This window comes from Streptomyces sp. NPDC054975, assembly GCF_053609105.1.
Genome location: NZ_JBSGWV010000038.1, coordinates 1 through 18,662, shown reverse-complemented (window position 1 = coordinate 18,662; position 18,662 = coordinate 1). Strand labels below are relative to the sequence as shown.

Annotated in this window: 15 protein-coding genes; 11 read left to right on the top strand and 4 right to left on the bottom strand. The window is 70.6% G+C overall.

What is annotated here, in order from left to right:
• The first annotated feature begins 5 nt into the window (after nt 1-5).
• The 7 genes from ACWF79_RS26355 to ACWF79_RS26325 all read left to right on the top strand — a co-directional run bounded on the left by ACWF79_RS26355 (nt 6) and on the right by ACWF79_RS26325 (nt 7,846).
• Entirely contained in the window at nt 6-1,382 is a 1,377-nt protein-coding gene (locus ACWF79_RS26355; RefSeq protein ID WP_453730627.1) for a glycoside hydrolase family 30 protein, read from the top strand.
• A 23-nt stretch (nt 1,383-1,405) separates the two neighbouring features.
• A complete protein-coding gene (locus ACWF79_RS26350) occupies nt 1,406-2,005 on the top strand; it encodes an endo-1,4-beta-xylanase (protein ID WP_453730626.1) in 600 nt (199 codons plus the stop codon).
• The gene (locus tag ACWF79_RS26345) at nt 2,002-3,048 is read left to right on the top strand and encodes a Gfo/Idh/MocA family protein (protein WP_453730625.1); all 1,047 of its coding nucleotides are present in this window, start codon (nt 2,002-2,004) and stop codon (nt 3,046-3,048) included. The genes ACWF79_RS26350 and ACWF79_RS26345 overlap by 4 nt, the downstream gene beginning before the upstream one ends.
• Nucleotides 3,045-3,905, top strand: a complete 861-nt coding sequence (locus ACWF79_RS26340; RefSeq protein WP_453730624.1) for a DUF6807 domain-containing protein — start codon at nt 3,045-3,047, stop codon at nt 3,903-3,905. Before ACWF79_RS26345 ends, ACWF79_RS26340 begins: the two co-directional genes overlap by 4 nt.
• Complete coding sequence (locus ACWF79_RS26335) at nt 3,857-4,645, top strand: cupin domain-containing protein (protein ID WP_453730623.1); 789 nt, start codon at nt 3,857-3,859, stop codon at nt 4,643-4,645. Before ACWF79_RS26340 ends, ACWF79_RS26335 begins: the two co-directional genes overlap by 49 nt.
• Complete coding sequence (locus ACWF79_RS26330) at nt 4,645-6,111, top strand: non-reducing end alpha-L-arabinofuranosidase family hydrolase (RefSeq protein WP_453730622.1); 1,467 nt, start codon at nt 4,645-4,647, stop codon at nt 6,109-6,111. Before ACWF79_RS26335 ends, ACWF79_RS26330 begins: the two co-directional genes overlap by 1 nt.
• A gap of 568 nt (nt 6,112-6,679) precedes the next feature.
• Nucleotides 6,680-7,846, top strand: a complete 1,167-nt coding sequence (locus ACWF79_RS26325; protein ID WP_453730621.1) for an aldose epimerase family protein — start codon at nt 6,680-6,682, stop codon at nt 7,844-7,846.
• 235 nt (nt 7,847-8,081) lie between these two features.
• Here the strand turns inward: ACWF79_RS26325 and ACWF79_RS26320 are convergent, their stop codons facing one another.
• The gene (locus ACWF79_RS26320) at nt 8,082-8,459 is read right to left on the bottom strand and encodes an FKBP-type peptidyl-prolyl cis-trans isomerase (protein WP_453730620.1); all 378 of its coding nucleotides are present in this window, start codon (nt 8,457-8,459) and stop codon (nt 8,082-8,084) included.
• Between the two features lie 365 nt (nt 8,460-8,824).
• Between ACWF79_RS26320 and ACWF79_RS26315 the strand changes: the two genes are divergently transcribed.
• Nucleotides 8,825-10,144 carry a DUF5685 family protein gene (locus ACWF79_RS26315; RefSeq protein ID WP_453730619.1) on the top strand — a complete coding sequence of 440 codons (1,320 nt, stop codon included), beginning with the start codon at nt 8,825-8,827 and terminating at the stop codon, nt 10,142-10,144.
• A 113-nt stretch (nt 10,145-10,257) separates the two neighbouring features.
• Here the strand turns inward: ACWF79_RS26315 and ACWF79_RS26310 are convergent, their stop codons facing one another.
• The 3 genes from ACWF79_RS26310 to ACWF79_RS26300 all read right to left on the bottom strand — a co-directional run bounded on the left by ACWF79_RS26310 (nt 10,258) and on the right by ACWF79_RS26300 (nt 14,452).
• A complete protein-coding gene (locus ACWF79_RS26310) occupies nt 10,258-11,937 on the bottom strand; it encodes a carboxylesterase/lipase family protein (RefSeq protein ID WP_453730618.1) in 1,680 nt (559 codons plus the stop codon).
• A 33-nt stretch (nt 11,938-11,970) separates the two neighbouring features.
• Nucleotides 11,971-12,906, bottom strand: a complete 936-nt coding sequence (gene surE / locus ACWF79_RS26305; RefSeq protein ID WP_453730617.1) for a 5'/3'-nucleotidase SurE — start codon at nt 12,904-12,906, stop codon at nt 11,971-11,973.
• A 262-nt stretch (nt 12,907-13,168) separates the two neighbouring features.
• Entirely contained in the window at nt 13,169-14,452 is a 1,284-nt protein-coding gene (locus ACWF79_RS26300) for an MFS transporter (RefSeq protein ID WP_453730616.1), read from the bottom strand.
• A gap of 699 nt (nt 14,453-15,151) precedes the next feature.
• On the opposite strand from ACWF79_RS26300, the gene ACWF79_RS26295 reads away from it, so the two are divergent.
• The 3 genes from ACWF79_RS26295 to ACWF79_RS26285 all read left to right on the top strand — a co-directional run bounded on the left by ACWF79_RS26295 (nt 15,152) and on the right by ACWF79_RS26285 (nt 18,591).
• Entirely contained in the window at nt 15,152-15,775 is a 624-nt protein-coding gene (locus ACWF79_RS26295) for a phosphatase PAP2 family protein (protein ID WP_453730615.1), read from the top strand.
• A gap of 98 nt (nt 15,776-15,873) precedes the next feature.
• On the top strand, nt 15,874-17,427 hold the full coding sequence (locus tag ACWF79_RS26290; RefSeq protein WP_453730614.1) for a carboxylesterase/lipase family protein: 1,554 nt from the start codon (nt 15,874-15,876) through the stop codon (nt 17,425-17,427).
• Nucleotides 17,428-17,583: 156 nt separating this feature from the next.
• Entirely contained in the window at nt 17,584-18,591 is a 1,008-nt protein-coding gene (locus ACWF79_RS26285) for a LacI family DNA-binding transcriptional regulator (protein WP_453730613.1), read from the top strand.
• The last annotated feature ends 71 nt before the right edge of the window (nt 18,592-18,662 follow it).

The following is an 18,662-nucleotide window of genomic DNA, read 5'->3' as shown; positions in this document are numbered from 1 at the left end:
ACCTCGTGAAACGCCTGACCGCGCTGCCAGCCGTCCTGTTGGTGGCGCTCACATCGCAGGCCGTGGCCGCCCCCGAGCGACCCGCCATCGACTTCCGCACCGAACTCCAGCCCATCGACGGATTCGGCTTCTCGATGGCCTTCCAGCGGGCCGACCTGCTGCATGGTGCGCGTGGCCTCAGCCCGGCCAAGCAGCGCGAGGTGCTCGACCTGCTGCTCAGCAAGGACAAGGGCGCGGGCCTTTCGATCCTGCGCCTGGGTATCGGGTCGTCGACCGACAGGGTCTACGACCACATGCCGACGATCCTGCCGGCCGATCCTGGCGGGCCGGACGCCCCGCCGAAGTACGTCTGGGACGGCTGGGACGGCGGCCAGGTCTGGCTCGCCCAGGAGGCCAAGGCCTACGGCGTCGAACGGTTCTTCGCCGACGCCTGGAGCGCCCCGGCCTTCATGAAGACCAACGGAAGCGAGAACGACGGCGGCGAGCTCCGGCCCGAATGGCGTCAGGCCTACGCGAACTACCTGGTCCAGTACGCCAAGTTCTACCAGCGGGAAGGCATCAGGATCACCGACCTGGGGTTCACCAACGAACCCGACTGGACGGCGACCTACGCCTCGATGCGGTTCACCCCGCAGCAGGCCGTCGACTTCCTCAAGGTGCTCGGGCCGACCGTTCGCGCATCGGGATTGAAGACCGGGGTGGTCTGCTGCGACGCCGCGGGCTGGGACCGGCAGGTCGCCTACACCGAGGCCATCGAGGGGGACCCTGCGGCCGACAAGGTCGTGCGGACCGTCACCGGCCACCGCTACAGCGGTCCGACCGACGTCCCGCAGCCGACCGACAAGCGCGTGTGGATGTCGGAATGGTCGCCGGACGGTTCCACCTGGAACGAGAACTGGGACGACGGCAGCGGCTACGACGGTCTCACCGTCGCGGCCGACATCCAGAACACCCTGACCGTCGGCAACGCCAACGCCTATGTCTACTGGACCGGCGCGTCCCTCGGCGCGACCCGAGGGCTCATCCAGCTCGCCAACCCCGGTGACGACTATCGGGTGTCCAAGCGGTACTGGGCGCTGGCCGCCTTCAGCCGGTTCATCCGCCCCGGCGCCGTCCGCGTGCCGGCCACGAGCGCCGACCCGACACTGCAGATCACCGCCTTCCGCAACACCGACGGCAGCCGCGTGATCGAGATCCTCAACACCGCGACCACCGAAAAGTCCGCCACGTTCTCTCTTCGCGGCGGGCATGACCGGCGCCCCGAGGGCTACGTCACCGACGCGACCCGCTCGATCACCCCGGCCGACATCGTCTCCACGCACGGCACGACCCTCACGGGGAAGCTCGCCCCCCGCGCGCTCACCACGATCGTCCTCGACTGAACGGCCCCCACGAGGAGTCAGTCATGCCCATGCCCCGGATGCTCATCGCCCTGTCCGCCGCCTGCCTCACAGCTGGTCTGACCGCCGCGCCCGCGGCCGCCGAACCCCGCCCCAGGACGCTCGGCGAACTGGCCAAGAAGCACCACAAGTACTTCGGCTCCGCCACCGACAACCCCGAGTTCACCGACGCCGCGTACCTGAAGCTCCTCGGCAGCGAATACGGGCAGACCACCCCCGGCAACTCCATGAAGTGGTATGCCACCGAGCCCGAGCGCGGCGTCTTCGACTTCACCGCCGCCGACGAGGTCGTCGCGTTCGCCAAAGCCCACCACCAGAAGGTCCGCGGTCACACACTCGTCTGGCACAACCAGCTCCCCGCCTGGATCCGGATGACCCTCCCCGCGACCCCTTCGATGCTCGCCACCCAGGCCACCTGGTACGCCGACTACGTCAAGGCCTGCCTGTCGGTCGAGAAATGCGTCGGCGTCACCATCTGGGACGACACGGACAAGTACTCGTGGATCCCGTCCGTCTTCCCCGGCGAGGGCGCTGCGCTGCCCTACGACGAGAACCTGCTGCCCAAGCCCGCCCATCACTCGATCAAGGAGGTGCTGGGCGGATGATCAGAACGGCGATCGTCGGAACGGGCGGGATTGCGGGCATCTGCCACGTTCCCGCCCTCCGGGCGCAGGCGCACCGGGCCGTGATCGTGGCAGCCGTCGACGTGGACGCCGCGCGCGCCGAAACGTTCGCGGCCGAACACGGCATTCCCTCGGTCTACACCGACCTGCACACGATGCTCGAGGAGCAGAGGCCGGACCTTGTACACCTGTGTACGCCTCCGTTCCTGCACGCCGACCAGGCCGTGGCCTGCCTGGAGTCGGAGGCGTGGGTGTGGTGCGAGAAGCCGGTGGCGCTGTCGCTGGCCGAGGTCGACCGGATCCGTGCCGCCGAGGGGCCCGCCGTCGCGGGCGCGGTCTTCCAGCACAGGTACGGCACGGGGGCCGGGTACCTGCGCGACCAGATCGCGGCCGGGACGCTGGGCCGTCCGCTGGTCGCGCAGTGCGTCACGGCGTGGTTCCGCGACGACGCCTACTACGACGTGCCCTGGCGCGGCTCATGGGAGAGCGAGGGCGGTGGCCCGACGCTGGGCCACGGCATACACCAGATGGACCTGATGCTCGCGGTGCTCGGCGAGTGGGTCGAGGTACGCGCGATGGCCGGCCGCCTGGAGCGCGACGTCCAGACCGAGGACGTGTCCGCGGCCCTGGTCCGCTTCGAGAGCGGAGCCATCGCGACGGTCGTCAACAGCGTCCTTTCCCCACGCGAGGAGAGCTACCTGCGGTTCGATCTGACCGAGGCCACGGTCGAGCTGCGGCATCTGTACGGCTACTCCAACGCGGACTGGACGTTCACCACCAGGTCGCCCGCCGTGGAGTGGGATCCGCCGGACGACCTGCCCAGTTCGCACACCGCCCAGCTCGCGGCCTTCCTGGACGGCTACGAGGCGGGGATCCGGCCCGACCTCGGCAGATCCACCATGGAACTGGTGACCGCCTTGTACAAGGCCGCGATCACCGGCCTGCCGGTCCGCCGCGGGGAGATCAACGCGAGCGATCCGTTCTACGGCTCGCTCAACGGAGGGCGTCCGGAGGTGTTCCGATGACGTTCGAACTCCTCGAGAACGAGGAATCGCTGATCGTCCGAACCCGCGGCGTCGACCTTTTCCGGTACGTGCACCGGCCGGTCATGGACCCCTTCGAGGCGCCGAAGCCCTATCTGCATCCGGTACGCACGCTCGCCGGCGACGTGGTCACCGGGTACCGGCCGCACGACCACCGGTGGCACAAGGGGCTCCAGATCACCGCGTCGTGGGTGTCGGGGCAGAACTTCTGGGGCGGCGGCACCTACCTGCGCGGCCAGGGCTACGTGGACCTGCCGAACCTCGGCACGATGCGCAGCCTCGCCGTATCCGCCGAAACGGGCCACGGCCGAGCCGTCATCACCGAGGACCTGGCCTGGCACACGATGGCGGGGGAGCACTGGATCGACGAGCGTCGCACGCTGACCGCCCACGACGTCGAGGCCGACTCCTGGACCCTGGACGTCACCACCGCGCTGACCAACGTCCTCGACAAAGATCTGATGTTCGGCAGTCCCGGCACTCAGGGCAGGGAACTCGCGGGATACTCCGGCCTGTTCTGGCGCGGGCCGCGCGACTTCACCGGCGGCGACGTGATCGGCCCCGCGATGGGCGAGCAGGGCGACTGGTTGGCCTTCGCCGGCACGCACGACGAGGTCGACCGCTCCTCCACGCTGCTGTTCCTGGACGATCCGGACGCCCCCTGCCACTGGTTCGTCCGCAGTGAGCCCATCCCCGCCGTCAACCCGTCTCTTGCGTTCGACAAGGAACTGCCGCTGGCCTCGGGCGACACCCTGTCGCGCCGCTACCGGATCGTCGTGGCCGACGGCGCATGGACCCGCGAGCGCCTGACCCGCCATGTCGCGGACCACTCGTGGTGACCCAACTCCCGGGCGGCGTGGGGATCTCAGGGTTGACCGTGTACGACTGGGAGGCCGCCGACGGGCTGTGCGGCGGCACACCCCACACGCATCTCGTCTGCTCCGAGGCCTACGTCGTCATCGGCGGCGCGGGCAGCGTCCAGACTCTCGCCCCCTCCGGCTTCGCCGACACCCCGCTGCACCCCGGCGACGTCGTCTGGTTCACCCCCGGCACGATCCACCGCCTCGTCAACGACGGCGGCCTGCGCCTCGTGGTGCTCATGCAGAACAGCGGACTTCCCGAGGCCGGCGACGCCGTCTTCACCTTCCCCGCTCCGGTGCTGGCCGACCCCCACGCCTACCAGGCGGCGGCCGCCCTCACCGGCGACCAGGCCGCGGCCGCGCGCCGCCGCCGCGACCTGGCACTGGAGGGCTTCCTGGCTCTGCGCGAAGGCGGACTGCAGGACTTCCACAGAGCGGCCCACCGCCTGAAAAGGGACCTCCTGGACGACTGGCAGATTCGCTGGCGTGACGGCCCCCTGGCCGCGGCCGAAGAGACCGGCCGTCAGCTGGACCGGCTGAAGGCCGGAGACCTCTCTCACCTCGGCCACGGCGAAGTGTCACGACTGGAGCGCCCGGAGCACCAGCTCTTCGGCATGTGCGGCCTCCTTCACCCCTATCCCGTTCCCCACCCCCCGACGCGGCCACCACTCGGTTCGTCGGGGTCACCTCACCTCCGTCCCCCAAAGGAGCTCTTCTGATGCGGTTTCGCCATCCACCCCTCGTCCTGAGTCTCGTACTCGCGGTCTTGTCGTCCTTACTGCTCGGGGCGACCCTCCTCAACGCCCCGCCCGCGGCCGCCGCGACCGTCGACCCCAACGCCTCGTACGTGCTGGTCAACCGCAACAGCGGCAAGGCCCTGGACGTCTACAACCTGGCGACCGGCGACGGCGCGCGCATCACCCAGTGGGCCAGGAACGATCAGAACCAGCAGCTGTGGCAGTTCGTCGACGCCGGCGGGGGGTACTACCGCGTCAAGTCCCGCCACTCCGGCAAGGTGCTGGACGTCCAGAACGGGACCACCGCCAACGGCGGCCCGATCGTCCAGTGGACCGACCTGAACGCCACCAACCAGCAGTGGCGGCTGGCCGACAGCTCGGGTGGCTACGTGAGGCTGATCGCGCGCCACAGCAACAAGGCCCTCGAAGTGCAGGGCGGGTCCACCGCCGACGGCGCGAACATCGTCCAGTACGACGACTGGGGCGGCAACAACCAGCAGTGGCAGCTCGTCCAGATCGGCGCCGGCAACCCCGGCGTGTGCGATCTTCCGTCGACCTACCGCTGGACCTCGACGGGCGCGCTGGCGCAGCCCAAGTCGGGGTGGGTCTCGCTCAAGGACTTCACCGTCGTCCCCCACAACGGCAAGCAGCTCGTCTACGCGACGACGCACGACACGGGGACGAGCTGGGGTTCGATGAACTTCGGCCTGTTCACCAACTGGTCGGAGATGGGCTCGGCCGGCCAGAACACGATGTCGACGGCCACCGTCGCGCCCACGCTCTTCTACTTCGCGCCGAAGAACATCTGGGTGCTCGCCTACCAGTGGGGCGGGACCTCCTTCTCCTACCGGACGTCGAGCGACCCCACCAACCCGAACGGCTGGTCGGCGCCGAAGGAGCTCTTCAACGGAACGATCACCGGCTCCTCGACAGGACCCATCGACCAGACGCTCATCGCCGACGGGACGAACATGTACCTGTTCTTCGCCGGTGACAACGGCAAGATCTACCGGGCGAGCATGCCGATCGGGAACTTCCCGGGCAGTTTCGGCACGACCTCGACAGTGATCATGAGCGATACGACGAACAACCTGTTCGAAGCCCCGCAGGTCTACAAGCTCAAGGGCCAGGACCGCTACCTCATGATCGTCGAGGCGATCGGCTCGCAGGGCCGGTACTTCCGCTCGTTCACGGCCACCAGCCTGAACGGCTCATGGACACCCCAGGCCGCGACCGAGAGCAACCCCTTCGCCGGCAAGGCCAACAGTGGCGCCACCTGGACCAACGACATCAGCCATGGCGAACTGATCCGCACCAGCGCTGATCAGACCATGACCGTCGATCCCTGCAATCTGCAATTGCTCTACCAGGGACGCAGCCCCAGCTCCGACGGCGTCGACTACGGCCTTCTGCCCTACCGGCCGGGTCTGCTGACGCTGCGGCGCTGACGCCAAGCCACGGGTCCGGCTCCGGTGTGGAGCCGACGCGGCGGGCTCGGCGGAAGGCCGAGCCCGCCATGGTCAGGCTCCCGCCGCGCCGCAGGCGTCCGTTTGACCTGGTCGATCCGCTCGGGCATCGTCGCCGCGACGACGCGTCCGGGCAGGTAGGCCCGGATTCCGCGGGGGATCTTGCCCGTCGGCCCGTCGCGGGACCGGCCGAGTGCCTCACCGCCCCTCGACCGGTCCGTGGGTGTCCTGCCACTGGTAGGACCTTCGTCCAGCGGTCTCCGCGCACCGTCAGCTGGGGGGCCAAGGCCGTGTCTCCGCGGTCTGCCGCACGCCATGGTGCGCCTCCCTCAAGTGGTTCGACATGTCGGACGGCGTTTGGGATTTCGCTCGCCGAAGAATGTCGGGCTCGTCGACGCCGCGTCAACACCCCCGACATCTATGGCAGATGGGCGATAAATGTGCGGCGCGCGGACCGTTGACACGCTCCCTGTTGCGTCATTACGGTCACGCCACGATTTCGAACGCATGACGAAATATCGAACAGCCTACGTAAAGGAGCCCCATCGACATGACCATCAGCAGGCGTACGGTGATGGCGGCGGGCGCCGCCGGAGTGGCGGCAGCGGCCGCGGGTGCGGCCCCGGCGTCCGCCGTGGGCGGCGCGGAACGGCAGGGCGGAAGGCCGGCGAAGGAGGTGTTCGGGACCCTGTCCGACGGCACACGCGTCCACCGTTGGACGGTGGCCGCGGGAGGCACCCGGCTGCGCGTGCTGTCTTACGGCGGCATCGTCCAGGCCCTCGAAATCCCCGACCGGCGTGGGCGCTACGCGAACGTGTCGCTGGGCTTCGACAACCTCGAGGACTACGTGGCGAGCAGCCCGTACTTCGGCGCGATCATCGGCCGCTACGGCAACCGCATCGCGGGCGGCGCCTTCAGTCTCGACGGCAGTACGTACCGACTCCCCGTCAACGACGACCCGAACAGCCTGCACGGCGGGGACAAAGGCTTCGACAAGCGGGTGTGGGACGTCGAGCCATACGCGCAAGGGCGGGACACCGGCCTCACCCTGCGCTACGTCAGCGCCGACGGCGAGATGGGCTACCCCGGCACCCTGCGCATCCGGGTCGACTACGTCCTCACGCCCCGCGGTGACTTCCGTATCGACTACGAGGCCACGACGGACAGGGCCACCGTCGTGAACCTCACCAACCACACGTACTTCAACCTCGCGGGAGAGGGCAGCGGCAGCATCCTCGATCACACCCTGAAGATCGCCGCGTCCCGCTACACCCCCGTCGACTCCACCCTCATCCCGACCGGCGAACTCGCCAGGGTCGCGCACACCCCCTTCGACTTCCGCAGCGGCAAGCCCATCGGCCGGGACATCCGCGAGGCGCACCCGCAGGTCCTCTTCGGCCGCGGCTACGACCACAACTTCGCGCTCGACAAGGGACTCACCGACGCCCCGCAGCGTGTCGTGACCGTGACGGAGCCCGTCCACGGCCGCGTGATGGAGATCGCGACCACCGAGCCGGGCGTGCAGTTCTACAGCGGCAACTTCCTCGACGCCACGCTGGCGGGTACCTCCGGGAAGGTCTACCGCCAGGGTGACGGCTTCTGTCTGGAGACCCAGCACTTCCCCGACTCGCCCAACCAGCCGTCCTTCCCGTCGACGGTGCTCCGCCCGGGACAGACCTACCGCTCGACGACGGTGCACTCTTTCGCCGCCCGCTGACACGGGAGAGCCAGGAGCCAGGCCGACGCCGTCCTTCCCCGCCCGAGGGGCGAGTAGACCGGTCCGTGCGCTGGGCGGGCCGAGCGGAAGGCGCCTGACCGAGAAAGACCAGGTCAGGCGCCTCTTCTTGCGCCCTTGGGCCCGGATCCTGGGGATCCGAGCCCACGCGGGAGGCCAGCCACGTGCGCTCCGGCGCCTTCGTCCGAACGGGGAGCCGGGCAGCAGCAGGCATGCCTCAGACTACGGAGAGCAAGTCCACCACGAAGACGAGTGTCGAACCCGCCGGGATCAACGGCGAGGGGGACTGCTTGCCGTACCCGAGGCGCGGGGGCACGATGATCTCGCGCCGACCGCCGACCTTCATCCCCCTGATGCCCCGGTCCCAGCCCTTGATGACCCTGCCGCCGCCCACGGCGAACTTGAACGGCTTGCCCCGGTCCCAAGAGGCGTCGAACTCCTTGCCGGACTCGAAGGTGACCCCGACGTAGTGAACCTGGACAACCCTGCCCGGCTTCGCCTCGGGCCCGTCCCCGACGACGAGGTCCCGGATGGTCAGCTCGGGGGGAGGGTCGCCCTGAGGAAGGTCGACCTCGGGCTTCGTCGGTGCGCTCATTCTCTGCCGCCTCATTCCTCTCCGCCGGAAGCCCTCGTACGGACCAGCCGGGCGCACGGTGACCCATGCGTCGATGATGACGTTACCGAGAGCGCTGCTCGACAGATGCGTAGCAAACGCCCTAGGCCCGGAGCCGCGTCCAGCCTCCGCGACATCTCTGGGAAGGGACCATCTAGGATGACGGCCGCGCGTCGATCACGCATGCGGTTGACGTCACACGCGGTCGGTCCAGTTGTGCGGTCCTTCGTCTCGTGAGCCGTGCGACCGGACGCGTGAGGGTAGCTGTTCTACGGGGGAGAATTTCGGTGTTCGGAATTATCAGGCCATGTCGTCACCGACTGGGCGAGGGCTTGCGTACCGAGTGGATGGCGCACCTGTGTGGCTTGTGCCTGGCTTTGCGCGGGGAGTACGGGCAGTTCGCGAGGGTGGCGACCAACTACGACGGCCTGATCATCTCGGTACTGACCGAAGCGCAGTCGGAGCGAGCCGGCGACTGGCGGCGAGGGGCCGGTCCGTGCCCGCTGCGCGGGATGCGGTCGGCGGACGTGGCACAGGGCGAGGGCGCGCGGCTCGCGGCGACGGTGTCGCTGGTGCTGGCCGCTGCGAAGATACGTGACCATACGGTTGACGGCGACGGCCTGTGGGGACGCCGCCCTGTGGCGCTGGCGGCACGCCGGATCGCCCGAGGCTGGGACCGTGCGGGAGCAGCGGGCGGCGAACGGCTCGGCTTCGACACCGCGGTGCTGCTCGAAGCGGTCGAGCGCCAGCCGCAGATCGAGCGGGCGACCGGCCGAGGTGGCTCGCTGCTGACGGTCACGGAGCCCACGGAGACGGCCACCGCCGCCGCTTTCGCGCACACCGCCGTACTCGCGGATCGTCCGGCCAACGCGGAACCGCTGGCGGAAGCCGGCCGTCTCTTCGGTCGACTGGCGCACTTGCTGGACGCGGTGGAGGACCTGGACGCGGACGAGGCGTCGGGCGCGTGGAACCCGATCGCCGTGACCGGCGCGGACCGCGCTGAGGTGCGCAGGCTTTGCGACGACGCCGTTCGTGGAATCCGACTGTCCCTCGCCGACGCCGAGTTCGTCGACGGGCGGCTGGTACGGGCCCTTCTGGGCGACGAGTTGGAGCGTGCCGTCGATCGGGTCTTCGACCCCCGGCATCGCCACCCTCGGCACCGCCACCAGGCGCGGGGCCTGCGCATGCTGCCGTGGCTGGGCCGCCGTACGGTGACGGAAGAGCCCTCGGAGACCGGCACCGGCGCGGCTTGCGGCGTCGGCGTGCTCACGGGTGCGGCCCCGGACGGTGTCCCGACGGCATCGGGCCGACCGCCGGAGGGACAGTGTCGGCGGTGCCGCGAGCAGCGCCGACTGTGCGTTGATTGCAGGCTGTGTGACCACTGCTGCCGCTGCGACGACGACGCGGACCCGGGTGAGGGAGAGCCCTGGCAGTTCGGCGAAGGCAACCGCAACGGCGGCTCGAGCCGGGATGGTTCCGGCAGGGACGGCTCCGGGGGCGACGGCTGGTTCGGAGGGCATGGCGGCGGCAACTCGGGTGGCTCCTCCGGCGGTTCGGGCGGCGGCCACTCGTCCGGTGGCTCTGGTGGTTCCGGCGGCGGCTCGGGTGACGGCTGTGGCGGAGGCTGCTGCAACCCGTGCAAGTGCTGCTGCGACTGCTGCGACTGAAATGCGTTCCACCCGCATGTCGGCGATGAGGACATCCGCCACCTCATCGTCCGGGGGCCACATCGGGGCGACCGTGCACCGGCAGGTGCGCGGTCGCCCCGGCGCGTAGGGGGCTACAGCGGCGGACGGGTCGGCTGGGTCCGCCAGAAGTCGCACTGGTGGTCCGACCCGAACGACGAACCCGCCTGCGTCGTCACAGGGTTGAGCGTGAGCACCGTCCCCGTACCCGTTCCGGTCGCAGGCCAGAGAGGCCGGCCCGACGACACCGGCGCACCGAAGCGGGCGAAGGCACCCCAGTACCGCTTCATCTGCGTCGCGAGCGCCACCTGGACCTCGGTCAGCGGCCGGTCGCCCGCCGTGAAGTCGTGCAGATACGCCAGCTCGGCGCTGTGCGCGTTCGACATGTCGAGGCCCGGAACCTGCGCGCCTGCCAGGGTGGGGGAGTCCGGGTCGTCGAACTCGTAGACGTACGTCGGTACTTGCGAGGCGAAGAGCTGTGACGTCCACGCGGTGTGACAGGCGAAGGAGGAGTCGGTCATGACCGCCGACAGCGCCAGGTACGGCGAGCCGTACGCCGCGACCGGATAGCGGGCGAGCACCTCCGGCCCCGCCGTCCCGTACCCCGCCAGGACCTGCGCCGTGTACGCCTCCTCCGTCAGCCGTGGCTGTGACAGCGCCACGAACAGCCGCGCCTCGGAACGGGTGCTCCCGATCAGCACCGGCACCTTGTTCCACGCCCCGCTCCCGATCGCCGCCGCCGGATCCACAGGCAGCAACCCGTCACCCGAGGCCGGTCCGGACGTCGGGAGCGTGCGCGCTGCCTCGACCAGCGCCGCCGCCGGGGTGGCGCGCAGGCACGTGGCGACCGAGGCCGGATCGCCGCAGCCCGCCGCCTCGGCGAACGCCCGGGCCTGTGATGCGGCACGTGCGATGTCCGGTGTACGGAGCAGAGTGCACGGCCCGCTCTGGAGCACGGCCCGGTGGAACAGGCCGGCCGCCGAGGGCGCCGCGAGGAGCGCACAGACCGAACCGCTGCCCGCCGACTGCCCCGACACCGTCACGTTGCCGGGGTTCCCGCCGAAGGCCGCGATGCTCTCCCGCGTCCAGCGCAGCGCCTCGACCTGGTCCAGCAGGCCGAAGGAACCGGAGAGCCTGGCGTTCTCCCGGGCGAGCTCCGGCAGCGCCAGATATCCCAGTTGGCCCAGCCGGTAGTTGATGCTGACCACGACGCTGTTCGTGAGATCCGCCATCGTCCGGCCGCCGAACTGGGTGCCCGTGCCCTGGCTGTACGCACCCCCATGGATCCAGAGGATCACCGGCAGCCGGTCGCCCGCCCGGGCTCCCTCGGGGCGGTACACGTCCAGGTAGAGGCAGTCCTCGCTGACGGCCGAGGGGTCCGCGATGCCGAACGGCGAGAACTGCACACAGGCCGGTGCCTGCCGGTCCGCCTCCCGCAGGCCGTTCCAGCGGCGCGGTTCCCGCGGTGCCCGTAGCCGGGCCTGCCCGACCGGGGGCGCGGCGTAGGGGACGCCCAGGAACTCCTCCGCTCCGTCGCGATTCTGTCCTCGCAGCCGGCCCTGCGCGACGGTGACCACCGGCCGCGGCAGCGCGCCCGCCGAAGCCGTGGCCGAGGTCGATGCCGAGGCCGAGGCCTGAGCCGGAACGGGAGGCGGAGCCGCACCGGACGTCGCGGCGGTGGCCGGGATCGCCGACGCGAGGAGCAGTGCCGTCAGTGTGAGTGCCGTACCGAGCAGGGGTCTTGCCGAAGTGGGCCGTCTTCCGAACCGCTTCATCCATCCTCCTGAGTTGGCGCGAGCGGTCGGTGGTCAGGGACGGAGTCCGGCGATCAGGGTGGAGGTGGTGGCGTGGTCGGCAGGGCCGGTGTTCCAGTTGGCGTTCATGGGGCTGACGGCGATCCTGCCCGCGCTGACGGCTTCCAGGTCTCCGCCCCTCGCAGCCGGACGCAGCTTCACCGTCACACCGACCTTCCAGGTGCCGTCGCCGGAGTCGGTGAAGTCCGGTTCGAGGATCGGCTGCGGATCCTGGAAGGTGGGGGACACCCCGGCGGCGGTGCCCTTGCCGTCGGCGCCGACGACCGGGTGGTTCACGTTCAGGCCGACGCCCTTGGGCAACAGCGGCCCGGACTTCGCCCGCGTCCGCAGCTGGTCGATGAGTTTGACGGCGAAGTCGAGCGTCGGGCCCATCGCGTTGACGGTGGTGACCGGATCGGGCACCGCGATGCCGCCCGTGCTCAGCGCGATGGCGGGTACGCCGGACTCCAGTGCCGCGACGGCGCCGCCGACCGTGCCGGAGTGGGTGGCGAGACCGGCGACGTTCGGCCCGAAGTTGGTGCCGGAGACCACCAGGTCGGGCGCGCGGCCCTCGAAGACCTCGGAGAGGCCGAAGGCCACCGAGTCGCCGGGCGTGCCGTCGACGGCCCACACCTTCGGCTCGGGGTGCTTCACCGTGATCGCCGGGGCGTTCGACATCTTCGTACCGCTGCCGCTCTGGTTGGTGAGCGGGGCGACGATCGTGACGTCGTGCCCGGCGGCGGTCAGGCGCTCGAACGCCTTGCGGATACCAGGTGCGTTGTAGCCGTCGTCGTTGGTGAGCAGGATCCGCAGCGCAGTGACGGGCGCAGTGGGCGCCGAGACGGTCGACGTCGGGACCGTCTGCGGCGAGGCGGCCGCGGGCGCCGTACCCGCGAGGGCCGTGGTGCACAGGATCAGCATGGTCGGCGGCAGAACTCGCTTGCGTCTCACAGGAGGCTCCTAGGAAGAGGGAGGCAGAGGAGGTGAGGATGTGGTGGTGCGAGGGTGCGGTGGCGCTACGAGGTGGTGGTGCGGGTCCGGCGGGCACGTGACCCTCGGCAGGTGCCCGCCGGAGTACATGTCGGGCGGCGCCGGCGTTCGGAGTCGGCGCGGGCTGCGGCCGACGGGCCCGGGCGTTTCTGTCAGATCACGCCGAGCCCGCGTACAGGGAGGGCGCCCGGCGCCCGATCCGAGGGAGGCGACCCGGCGGGGGTCAGCGCACGCTGCGGATCGGGAGGATGGCGAGCGCGCCGATCAGTGACAGGGCGCCGCCGGCGAGGAACAGCGGGGTGTATCCGCCGAGGGCGGTGACGATGGCGGAGGCGACGAACGGGGCGATGATCTGCGGCCCGGCGTTCGCGATGTTGAGGACGCCCATGTCCCGTGCGGCGTCCTCCGCGCGGGGGAGGACCAGGGTGACGAGCGCGGTGTCGACGGCCATGAAGCACCCGAACGCGAGGCCGTTGAGCGCGCTGAACACGAGCATTCCCGTCCAGGTCGGGCTGACGACGGGGACCACCATGACGAGCCCGGCCAGCGCGGCCGAGACACCGACGAACACCTTGCGGCGGTTCCAGCGGTCGGAGAGCAGGCCGCCGACGACCGTGGACAGCGCCACGGCGACCATGGACACGGGGGTGAGGATCGCTATCGCCGCGGGCGGGCTCATTCCGGCGGGCAGCGCGATGTGGTCGCCCAGGATGTACAGCTGGTAGCCGACGACGGAGAAGTAGCCCAGCACCATCAGGGCACGTCCGATGAAGGCCCAGCGGAAGTCGTGATTCGCCAACGAGGAGAGGAAGGCGGCGAGTTGGGATCTCGTGGCTACCTTCGGTGCGGGCTCGGTTCTGGGGGTGTCACGACAGAAGACGGAGAGCAGCAGCGCGGCGACGGCGATGATCGCGCCGAAGACCAGGTACCCGGTACGGAGATGGGTCGCCGTCTGCGAGGCGATGAGGACGCCGACGGTACCGCCGATCGGCATGCCCAGCCCCACCAGCGCGGAAGCCGTGCCGCGGCGGGTTGCGGGGACGCGGTCGGGCACGATCGCGGTGACAGCCGCCTGGTACGTGTTCATCGTCGCCTGGACCAGGCACCAGCCGATTCCGACGAGCAGCGCGGTGGAGACGCTGCCGAGCAGGGCGAGGGCGAGCAGCGCGCCGATGGCTCCGCCGAGGATCCAAGGGTTGCGGCGGCCGCTGCGGTCGGAGAGGGCGCCGGCGATCGGATTGAAGGCGGTCGCGAAGATGGCGCTGATGCCGCCGATCAGGCCCAGAACCGCGACCTTGTCGTCGGGGGCGATCGCGGCGACCTGGGTGGGTAGGAGGACCGAGCCGACGCCCATGTAGACCGCCATCATCGCGGAGTTGGCGACGAGCAGCAGGAGCATCAGCCCGCGCTGGCGTGGGGCTTCCGATTCCGGGGTGGCGGTGGCGTCGGCGGTTTCGGCGCCTGCGGCGGGCGGGTCGATCGGATCGGTGATCTCGTTCGTGGCCATGACGACTCCTGGGAGGACGGAGCGGGGAGGGGGAGGGGTAGGGGTAGGGGACCGGATGTCGGCCGGGGTGAGGGCCGTGATGTGTCGCCTCCGGTACGCGGGTGAGGGGCCCCGCGCCAGCGGTCGCGGAGGCGACGGTGTCACCGGAAGCGATGGCGGACGGCTGCGGCCGACATGGTGCTGTTACACGTGTTACCCGCAGCGCTTGGAGACTGTGTAGCACCCATTTCCAGGCCCCGCCAGAGCCTGAATCGAGTCGTTACGCAGATCGTGACCCACGGGAGACGAGCACGTCGGACACGTGTAACCCGCTGGTTGGTGAGGATGACCTGGGGCGTCGCGTCTCGAAGCCCTCATGCCCTTGTGGCGGAGGTCACGCATCCGCAATACTCCGTGCCGCACCGCGACGGCCTACGGCTCCGGTGCTCCAGCCGGCGACGTGCGGCCGTACGACCTACGCCTCTCCAGCCGAGCGACCGCCGCGCTTTCCCGCCTCCGCGCCCCCCGCTTTCGCGTACCTCTCTCCCGTGCACCCCCCCCGCGTCCGCCTTCCCGCGTGCCCCACCGCTCGGGGTGAAACACCGTGAAAGGCCTGCCATGAACCCCGGTCCACCCGACTCCGTCCCGCTCCCGCCTCCGCGCCCCGCGCGCCCGCCTCGTCACCACCTGCCGGCCGCTCCGCCGCGCCACGCGCTCGCCGTGGGAATCGCGCTGCTCCTGGTGCCGCTTCTGATGGGGCTGTTGCTCCGGGCTGTCGACCGCCCGTTCTTCCAGGGGCTCGACGATCGCTGGGCGGCCTCGATGGACGGCTCGCTTGCGGACGCGGCCACCGACTTCGCCACCGTCCTCGACCGGCTCGGTGGCCCGCTCGGCCTGATCCTGCCGCTGATGCTGTGCGGCTGCCTCTGCGTCTACGGGCGCTGGCGCTCGGGGCTGTACGTGTTCGTGACCAACGTTCTCGCCAACGTGGTCGTGGTGCTGCCCCTCAAGCAGCTCGTCGACCGCCCACGACCGCCCCACCCCTGGGTCCTCGTCAACGACGGCTCGTACCCCTCCGGCCAGGTCTTCAGTGCAGTGACCTTGATGGTCGTGGCCGCGGTGGTGCTGTTCCCGCCGCGTGCGCGACGCTGGTGGTGGCTGTTCGGCGCCGCGTACGTCGCCGCCATGAGCTGGAGCCGCACCTGGTTGCACGCCCAGTGGCTCAGCGACACCCTCGCGGGCGCCCTGGTCGGAGTCGGCGTCTGCCTGCTGCTGTGGCGGGCGTTCGAGCCCCTGTTGAAAACCGAGGCGGAGCGCACGGCGGCGAACAGCCTCTGGCTGTAGACGCGCGCTGTCGCGAATCATTGACGGTCGACGAAATAACGCAATACTCTCGACGGGGTCGGCGCGTGTTCGGCGCCGGGCCCAGGAAGGATTGGCTCATGGCTCTCACCCCAGGTCCGGATCGCCTGCTGGTCGACCTCCCCGCAGGGCGTCTGCGCGGCGCGATCGAGGGCGGGGTCGCCGTGTTCCGCGCCGTGCCCTACGCCGCGCCCCCGGTCGGCGACATGCGCTGGCGCCCCGCCCGGCCGCACCCGGGCTGGAGCGGCACGCGGGACGCGACCACCGACGGCCCCAGCGTGCCGCAGCTGTACATGGAAGGCGGGGACCCGGTCCTCGGAGGCCACGGGTCACCGCCCTTCGACGAGGACAGCCTGACCCTCGACATCTGGACCCCCGCGGCAGACGACGCACGCCGCCCCGTCCTCGTATGGATCCATGGAGGCGGCTTCGTCTCGGGCTCCGGATCGCTGCCGAACTACTCGGGCGAGACCTTCACCCGCGACGGCGGCCTCGTGGTCGTGAGCATCAACTACCGCATCGGACCGTTGGGTTACCTCTACACCGGGCCCGAGGAGGGCAACTCCGAAGGCGCCGGGAACGCCTGGCTCAGTGACCAGCTGGCCGCCCTCCGCTGGGTCGTGGCGCACATCGCCTCCTTCGGTGGCGACCCGGGGAACATCACCGTCGCCGGGCAGTCGGGCGGCGCCCTGTCGACGGCTGCCCTCGCCGGGCTCCCCGAGACGCAGGGGCTGATCAGACGCGTGATCCTGCAGAGCCCGCCCTTCGGCCTCGACCTCCCCGGCCCGGAGGCGTACCTGGAACGGACCGCCGCCTATCTGGAGCTGGCCGGCGTCAAGACCGTCGCGGAGCTGCGCGAACTGCCCTGGCCCGTGCTGATCGGAGCGGCCGGCGGGCTGTTCGCCCGGACGTCGCGCTGGGGATACTGGCCGACCCCGTTCCTGCCCGTCATCGACGGAGTCACCCTGGCGCGTCACCCGGTGGAGGCACTGCTGCACGGAGCCGCGACCGGCGTCGACGTGATGATCGGCTGGACCCGGGAAGAGGCCAACTTCGGCTTCGCCCTCGACCCGGGGTACGTCGCCGCGGAGAGGGAGCAGGTGACCGCCCGGATCGCCGAAACCTTCGGCGCCGAAGCCGCGCCCGGGGTCTACGCGGCGTACGAGCGGGCCCGGCCCGGCGCGCGCCCCGTCGATGTGCTGATGGACCTCGTCACGGACGAGCTCTTCCGCGTCCCCGCCGTACGGCTCGCCGAGGCGAGGGCAGCATCGGGGCGGCCTGTCTGGGCCTACCAGTTCGACCTCCCCACGCCCGCGCACGGGGGTCGCCTCGGCGCCGCCCACTGCCTCGAACTCCCCTTCGTCTTCGCCAACTTCGACCAGTGGGCCCACGCGCCGTTCCTGGCCGGGCTCGACCCCGCGGTCCGCGACGGGCTGGCGACCACCATGCACCAGGCGTGGATCGCCTTCGTCCGCACCGGCGACCCGAACCACCCGGCGATGCCGGCATGGGACCCGTACCGCGCCGACACGCGCACCACGATGCGCTTCGACTCGGTGGTGACCGCTCTAGGAGACCTCGCCGGTGACTCGCGCCGCCTCCACGGAACGGTGGGACGAGACCTCTCCGCGTAAACAGGAAGGCTCCCTTCGCCGTACGAAGGGGGCCGGCGGTGGGCCGACCGCTGTCGCGCGCGGTCCACCGCTCCCGTGATCTAACTCGTGTAACCTCGGAGGGGAGAAGGACACGAAGGCAGGCACGAACCACGGCGAGGAGCGTCAAGGGACGTCATGGCAGAAGAATCCCCCGTCCCCGCCTCGATCACGAGCGCCGATGTGGCACGCCTCGCCGGGGTGTCCCGCGCCACCGTCTCCTTCGTGCTCAACAACACTCCCGGCCACCGGGTCAGCGAGAGCACCCGAGCCCGCGTCCGCGACGCGGCCGACCGGCTCGGGTACGTCCCGCACGCCGCCGCCCGGTCCCTGCGCGCCGGACGCAGCAATCTCGTCCTGATGCCCGCCTCGATCTCCGCGATCGGCCGGCTCGTCAGCGACTGGGTCGACGACCTGCACAGCGAACTCGACCGCCGCGGCTATACGGCTGTCCTCCACGCGGGCCGCTTCACCGACCCCGTCGACGCCGCCCGGGCCTGGGCGGAACTACGGCCCGCGGCGGTCGTCGCCCTCGACGGCGACCGCCTCACCGCGCAGGCCGCCGAGTTGCTCCGCCGCGCCGGAGTGCGCGGGTTGCTCGCCTTCGCGTCCCACCCCGTGCCCGGCGTCCACACCATCGGTTTCGACCACACCCGGATCGGCGCCACGGCCGCCGAGCACCTGATCGCCCGCGGCCGGAACCGCATCGGTGTCGTCATGCCCCAGGAGCGTGGCCTCGACGCCTTCGCCCGACCGCGTCTCGCGGGAGCCGAATCGGTTGCCGCCCGCAGCATGGCCACCGTCACCCCGGTGGAACTCGCCTACACCCGTGAGTCCGCGGCCGCGCTCGCCGCCCGCTGGGCGAGCCTGCATCTCGACTCCGTCTTCGCCTACAACGACGAGTACGCCGCCCTGCTCCTCCACGCACTGCGGGCCGAAGGCATCGCTGTGCCGGACGACGTGGCGATCGTAGGCTCCGACGATCTCGTACTTTCGGCTTTCCAGCAGCCCGCGCTCAGCACGATCCGCCTGGACCTGGCCTCACCCGCGCAGATCGCGGACGCCCTGCACGAGCTGATCGAGACCGGTTCGACCGCGCCGCTCCCCGCCATAGAGGCCGTGCTCGTCCACCGCCAGACCTCCTGAGCGTCTCCGTCCCTGCCCACTCAGGCGCTGCGACGCGCGCCTACCCGGGAAGCCGGCGGCTCCCGGCCCGT